Here is a 6,520-nt window from a genome sequence, read left to right on the forward strand (position 1 = left end):
ACATGAGAATAGAAGAATTGGATTTTAATAGGGTTGTAACTGAAGACCTTATAGACTTAAATTTACAAGGCAATACGAAGGAAGAAGTACTTAACGAGTTAGCCGAGTTATTATTTAAAAACGGTTGTATTTCTAATAAAGAAGGATTTATAAAGGATGTGATGTTTCGCGAAAATGAAGGAGTAACAGGTCTAGAAAAGGGGGGAGCCATCCCCCATGGCAAATCTGAGCATGTATTAAAGACATCCATTGCAATTGGTAGAACAAAAACATTAATAGAATGGGAATCACTAGATGGGAATCCTATTAATATTATTATCTTATTTGCAGTCAAAGACACTGATAGAACAACTATTCATATAAAATTATTGCAAAAGGTCGCTGTCTTGTTAGCTGAAGAAGAGACAATTGCAAAGTTTCAAACACTTCAAACGAAGAGTAAATTTTTAAAGGTATTAACTAAAAATTAATAATAAGGGAAAATCTTGATAAATACTTTTTTATTGGAGGAGGATTAGGATGAATATTGTTGGAATATCTGCGTGCACTTCTGGAATTGCCCATACGTATATAGCTAAAGAAAAATTGATAAAAGCTGGTCAAGAAATGGGACATAAGGTTCGAACTAAATCCTACATGAATAGCCCGCATAATATCGTCCAAATTCCCACCGTGATCTAAATGTAGCACAAATGGGACATGACTATTCTTTATTCTTGATAACACATAAGCAAAGAACTCATCCTTTACAAAATCCAATTCAGTTGGATGTACAGCAATAATAGCTGGAGAATTATTACTTTCTGCCTCTTCTACTACTACTCTAAGAAAATTACTATCCGCTACATTGAATGCTCCAACAGCAAATTGATGTTTTTGCGCAACTTCTAATAATTGCTTCATATTTAATAACATAATATACTCCTCTTTTCCTTAATTTTATAAAGATTTCCCTTCAGATCCTGCCACTTGAATATAATATTTAACTAAATCTTTCCCAGTAGCGATGGTCTGATGGGAGCATGTGAGTGGTACCATTGAAGGAAAGTCCAATAATGGAAGAATATCCATGAAAACAACTACATTAAATCAACCCATTCAATTAGAAACGAATAATGGATGAATCGAAATTGAAACAGAAAATGAGCCGACAAATGTCACTTTTGTTGTCCAAGTCGATAACGGTAGCATTAACATTTTGGAGTAAATTTAGCTATATAGAAAAAAAGGAGAGAAACATTCCCTCCCCTTTTTTAACCTATAACCAATCTCTACGCCAAGCTGTCACGTTTTCTTCTCTGTAAGTTTCTTCTTTTCCAATGGATTTAAACAAGTTCATTTTATATTTTACTATTTCTTTAGCTGCATCAATACACGCCGCTGGATATATAGCGTTTGGATCCCACAGTTCTGTTTCGGCCAAAATTTCACGGCATTTTTTATAAAAAGCGTACTTATAATCCGACGAAATATTCACTTTTTAATTCCAATTTGAACAGCTTCTGCAATCTCTTCATCTGGATTAGCTGAACCCCCATGCAATACTAACGGAATGTCGACAATTTCTTTAATTTCTTTCAAAATATCCATTCTTAACTTTGGCTTCATATCTTTTGGATAAATACCATAACAAGTTCCAATTGCAATAGCCAATGTATCTACCCCCGTTTTTTCTACAAATTCTTGGGCATCTTCTGGTCTTGTATAAATTACCTCAGATACCCCTCCCTCGACCGAGGTACCTGTATTACCAATTGTCCCTAATTCTCCTTCGACTGATACCCCAAACGAATGGCTGACTTCAACAATTTTTTATTTTTGTATGTTCAGAAAAGTATTGGAACACCTTTTATAAAAAATAATTATTTAAGAAAATTGGTATCGTATACAAACTATATAAATAATAAATGTCTCCGATATATAGTAGGGACATAGCTAAGAAATAATTGATAAATAAAATAGCTTTGTGAAAGACAAGTAAAACTCAGGGGGATAAAATGAAAATAAAATATCAATTAGCATTAATTTTCTTCATTTTAATTATATCTATGTTAGGAATAGGCATATATACCAATACTAGCCTGCAAGCTTTAATAATAAACAGTAAAGAGCTTACAGATGCAAAAGAGATGCAGCGTCTCGTTACGCATTTGCAATATCGTATTGCTGGTATTTCTAATGATGAACGTGGATTTCTTCTTACAGGAAATAATGAATATATCGATGGAATTAATAGCAAAAAATCGGATATAAATCAGACGTTAAAAACAATGGAAAATCTCTCGAATTATCGTGTATATGAAGAAGGTATCCAGGCTATTTCTTCTAGTCTTCAATCGTATTTAACGACAAGTGATCAGGTCCCCGCGGCTTATAGCGAGGATAAAGCTTCAGCAGAAAAGCTCCATTTTGAGGATTTACGTACATTGAGAAAAGAAATACTGGATCCAGCTGTGAATGAATTAGTAGAACATATCAATCAAGATGTCATTCTACTTGAAGAACAAAATCAAAAAAATAGTGAAATAACAAAAATGATATTGATCGTTATTATTATTATTGCAACTAGTTTAAGTATCGTTTTAGGCTTTATTTTACTCAAATCTATTTTGGGTCCATTAAATAAAATAAATAGTCAATTGCAAAATATCGCATCCGGTGAAGGTGACTTAACACAAAGAGTGTACGTAAATGGGAAAAATGAATTCGGTCATTTAGCAAATTCGTTTAACACATTTGTTGGATCGCTTCAGATGATGATAGGCAGTGTAGGTCAAACTTCTAAAAACGTGGCACTTGCATCAGATGAATTAGCTTCTAGTATGGAACAATCAACTGTAGCTGCAGAGCAGGTGGCGTATGCTATACAAACCATTGCAGAGAATGGAAATAAGCAAGATTCACTTACTCAAAACAGTTTAATAGAGGTTAATAATTCCTTGGAAAATATTAAGCATGTAGCAAATACCGCTAGTGAAGTTGCCACTGAGTCCCTACTTATTAAAGAAAAAGCAAAAGATGGGGAATTAGCGTTGGTAGAAATGCAAACACAGATGGAGGCAATTCATGCATCTGTTGACTTGGCTGGCGATGGGTTAAAGTCCCTTGTTTTAAGTACAAATGAAATCGATCAGGTACTAGCAAGCATTGAAGATATATCAAATCAAACGAATTTGCTAGCATTAAATGCATCGATTGAAGCAGCAAGAGCAGGAGAACATGGAAAAGGCTTTGCAATTGTTGCAGAAGAAGTCCGAAAACTTTCAGAAATGACAGGTACTTCAGTTGGTCAAATTCATTCACTTATTAGCTCGATTCATAATCATTCCAATACGACGGAAAAAAATATGTCATTAGTAAAAGAAAATGTAGATGCTGGAACGAAATTATCTGATACTACAAATGAACATATAAAGGAAATCCTAGATCGTGTAGAATCCATCGCAGATCATATTAAAAAGATGGCTGAAACAACGCAAGAAATTACGGCAGAAGTTCAAGAGGTACAAGAGTCTGTTGGGGAAATTGCTCATACTTCTCGTGAAACGTTAGAAAAAACAGAGAGTGTTGCTGCAGCAACAGAAGAGCAAACCGCTTCCTTCCAAGAAATATCAAGCTCAAGTATTGCATTATCTAAAATGTCAGAAGAACTTCAGCAATTAGTCTCTCGATTTAAAATTTAAGGAAGAACACTTTTTATTTTAAAAGTAACTTTTTTTAGAAATAAAAGAAGAGCACTTTTTGTGACTTCTCATTTATTAATTTAAATTTAAGGCTGTTTTCTAAAAGATTGTTGCTTTTTTAATAAGAAAAATAAATTAATTAATTAGAAAATACTTAGCAGCCTGAATACATGTAGACTCCCATGGGTTAGCGAGGAAGGTATGACCACACAGGCGAAGCTGAGGAGGCTCAAGCGTAGCCCCATGGAAAGAAAAGTGTATTCAGGCTGTGGGTCATAGCAACAAACTTTACGAAAACAGCCGAATTTAATTAAAAGAAATGGCTATTTGCCTGAATAAAAAACTGGGACTGCTGATAATTATAAGTGACTTTTGAAAAGTCAAATGGCTGGCCATTCGTTAAATGAAAGATGCTTTCTACTAATAATTTAGGAGCATCTTTTTCTAATCCTAAAAAAGTTGCTTCTTCCTCATTTAACTTATCCACTTGTAAATAGACATCAGAAAAACCAACTTTTAATCCCAATCCTTCTGTTATGTAATGGAAAATGGATTCAGAAACGATTTCTTTATTTAGATAGGTAATGATCGATTTATTATACCAAGACTCCTCTAAGCAAAGGGTTTGTCCGTTTATATAGCGGATTCTTTTCACATAATAAACATCCTCGTTAAGCTCCATATTTAAATTTATAGAGACTTCTTCTGTTGGTTTTCTTACCTCTAATTCAATTATCGTCGAAGTTAGTACATAATCTTCTAAATCCTTTTTAAATCCTTGATTTGAAAGTAAGCTAATATAGCCTTTTCGATTTTGCCTTCTTACAAATATACCGCTGCCCCTTACCTGAAAAATAATCCCTTTTTTTTCTAAAAGCTCCAAGGTTTTTATAATGGTGCTTTTACTAACCCCAAACTGTTTCATTAAAGCCTCAATGACTGGTAGCTTGCTGCCTTGTTTAAGTCCATTTTCTTCAATATATCTTTCTATTTTTTCTGCAATTTGCTGGTATTTTAACATGTACATACCTCAATATCTTTAAACTTTATAGCTGGATTATAGCATATCTGTTATAAAAACTCATTAAAATTAACAGGGTATAAAAATATAATATTGTATTTATAATATTATACCGGTACAATTATAGTGTTGAGGTATGGTGTTTTGAATGTGATACAGAAGAGTAACAAACATACGAATAATGCATGATAAATTAGAAGGAGGAAGAAGCGATGAGTAAAATGCCAAAGGATTTCCTATGGGGTGGTGCTTTAGCCGCCCATCAATTTGAAGGGGGATGGAACAAGGGAGGAAAAGGCCCAAGTGTTGTAGATGTTATGACAGCAGGTGCTCATGGAGTGCCAAGAAAAATAACAGACACCATTGAAGAAGCACAATTTTATCCGAACCATGAAGCGATTGATTTTTATCATCGATACAAGGAAGATATTGCTTTATTCGCAGAAATGGGCTTAAAGTGTTTACGAACCTCGATTGGATGGAGCAGAATTTTTCCAAAAGGGGATGAGCTAGAGCCAAATGAAGAAGGGTTACGCTTTTATGATCAAGTATTTGACGAATTATTAAAGTATGGCATTCAGCCAGTTATTACGCTATCTCATTTTGAAATGCCGTTACATCTTGCGAGAGAATATGGAGGTTTCAGAAATAGGAAAGTAATAGACTGTTTCGTGCGATTTGCAGAAGCATGCTTCCATCGCTACAAAGATAAGGTGAAATACTGGATGACATTTAATGAAATTAATAATCAAATGGATGTCTCTGGCCCGTTATTTTTATGGACAAATTCTGGAGTAACCATACAAGAAGGGGAAAATGCAAAAGAGGTAATGTATCAAACCGCCCATCATGAGCTAGTTGCAAGTGCATTAGCTGTGTCCGTTGGGAAAAAAATAAATCCAGAATTTCACATTGGTGCAATGGTTTCTCATATTCCTATATATCCATATTCTTCCAATCCGGCGGATGTTATGCTAGCTGAAGAGGAAATGAGACAAAGATATTTTTTCCCAGATGTTCAAGTTCGAGGATATTATCCTAAATATGCTTTAAAAGAATTTGAGAGAGAAGGCTATTCTATTAAAATTGAGCCTGGTGATGAAGATATTTTAAAAAATGGGACAGTGGATTATTTAGGTTTTAGTTACTATATGTCTACAACAGTTAAGAGTGATGTGGCAAATGATAATGCAGGGGATATTGTAAATGGAGCATTGCCGAATGCGGTAGAAAATCCCTTTATCAAAGCAAGTGACTGGGGCTGGTCGATTGATCCGACAGGTCTTCGATATGTATTAAATCGTCTATATGATCGCTATCAAATCCCATTGTTTATAGTAGAAAATGGGTTTGGAGCAATCGATACGATTGAAGAAGATGGAGCTATCCATGACCAAGAAAGAATTGAATACTTAAAGGCTCATATTGAAGCTTTAGAAAAGGCTGTATTATATGATGGGGTCGATTTGATTGGCTACACACCATGGGGAATTATTGATATTGTTTCCTTTACAACAGGAGAAATGAAAAAGCGTTATGGAATGATTTATGTTGATCGTGATAATAAAGGAAACGGTTCGATGAATCGTTCGAAAAAGGACTCCTTTTATTGGTATAAAGAGGTTATTCAATCGAATGGAGAAAAGCTATAACATAGAAAAAAGGAAGAGAAAGTTTTTTGATTTTTGGACTAACCTAAAATAGTGAGACAATATAAAACACCTCCAAAATGGCAATACTTGAGATAAGTATTGTGACATTATTCGGAGGTGTTTTTGCGTGGGCAAAAAAACTGTATATACAAAAGAGATTAAAT

Annotated in this window: 4 protein-coding genes and 3 pseudogenes; 4 read left to right on the top strand and 3 right to left on the bottom strand. The window is 34.2% G+C overall.

Annotated features, from left to right (window positions below; all coding sequences use genetic code 11):
• Positions 1-2: 2 nt before the first annotated feature.
• On the top strand, positions 3-470 hold the full coding sequence (locus ACTQ5K_RS10115) for a PTS sugar transporter subunit IIA (RefSeq protein WP_031537255.1): 468 nt from the start codon (positions 3-5) through the stop codon (positions 468-470).
• A gap of 49 nt (positions 471-519) precedes the next feature.
• Positions 520-633 (top strand): annotated as a pseudogene (locus ACTQ5K_RS10120) (PTS fructose transporter subunit IIB); the annotation flags it as partial.
• Here ACTQ5K_RS10120 and ACTQ5K_RS10125 read toward each other — a convergent pair.
• Both ACTQ5K_RS10125 and ACTQ5K_RS10130 read right to left on the bottom strand, forming a co-directional pair.
• A pseudogene (locus tag ACTQ5K_RS10125) lies at positions 592-915 on the bottom strand (class II fructose-bisphosphate aldolase); the annotation flags it as partial. The pseudogenes ACTQ5K_RS10120 and ACTQ5K_RS10125 sit on opposite strands and share 42 nt — an antisense overlap.
• A 343-nt stretch (positions 916-1,258) precedes the next feature.
• Positions 1,259-1,812 (bottom strand): annotated as a pseudogene (locus ACTQ5K_RS10130) (class II fructose-bisphosphate aldolase); the annotation flags it as partial.
• Between the two features lie 185 nt (positions 1,813-1,997).
• Between ACTQ5K_RS10130 and ACTQ5K_RS10135 the strand changes: the two are divergent.
• A complete protein-coding gene (locus ACTQ5K_RS10135) occupies positions 1,998-3,683 on the top strand; it encodes a methyl-accepting chemotaxis protein (protein ID WP_441993897.1) in 1,686 nt (561 codons plus the stop codon).
• A 310-nt stretch (positions 3,684-3,993) separates the two neighbouring features.
• On the opposite strand, the gene ACTQ5K_RS10140 is transcribed toward ACTQ5K_RS10135, so the two are convergent.
• Positions 3,994-4,704, bottom strand: coding sequence for a GntR family transcriptional regulator (locus ACTQ5K_RS10140; RefSeq protein WP_441993898.1), 711 nt, complete (start codon positions 4,702-4,704; stop codon positions 3,994-3,996).
• A gap of 212 nt (positions 4,705-4,916) precedes the next feature.
• Between ACTQ5K_RS10140 and bglA the strand changes: the two genes are divergently transcribed.
• Positions 4,917-6,356, top strand: a complete 1,440-nt coding sequence (gene bglA, locus ACTQ5K_RS10145; RefSeq protein ID WP_441993899.1) for a 6-phospho-beta-glucosidase BglA — start codon at positions 4,917-4,919, stop codon at positions 6,354-6,356.
• Positions 6,357-6,520: the final 164 nt, after the last annotated feature.

This window comes from Niallia sp. Sow4_A1, assembly GCF_052116745.1.
GTDB lineage: Bacteria > Bacillota > Bacilli > Bacillales > Cytobacillaceae > Niallia > Niallia hominis.

Excerpts from the sequence above, each read along its gene's own strand:
- ACTQ5K_RS10115 (WP_031537255.1), top strand. The coding sequence starts at position 3 with ATGAGAATAGAAGAATTGGATTTTAATAGGGTTGTAACTGAAGACCTT.
- ACTQ5K_RS10135 (WP_441993897.1), top strand. The coding sequence starts at position 1,998 with ATGAAAATAAAATATCAATTAGCATTAATTTTCTTCATTTTAATTATA.
- ACTQ5K_RS10140 (WP_441993898.1), bottom strand. The coding sequence starts at position 4,704 with ATGTTAAAATACCAGCAAATTGCAGAAAAAATAGAAAGATATATTGAA.
- bglA (WP_441993899.1), top strand. The coding sequence starts at position 4,917 with ATGAGTAAAATGCCAAAGGATTTCCTATGGGGTGGTGCTTTAGCCGCC.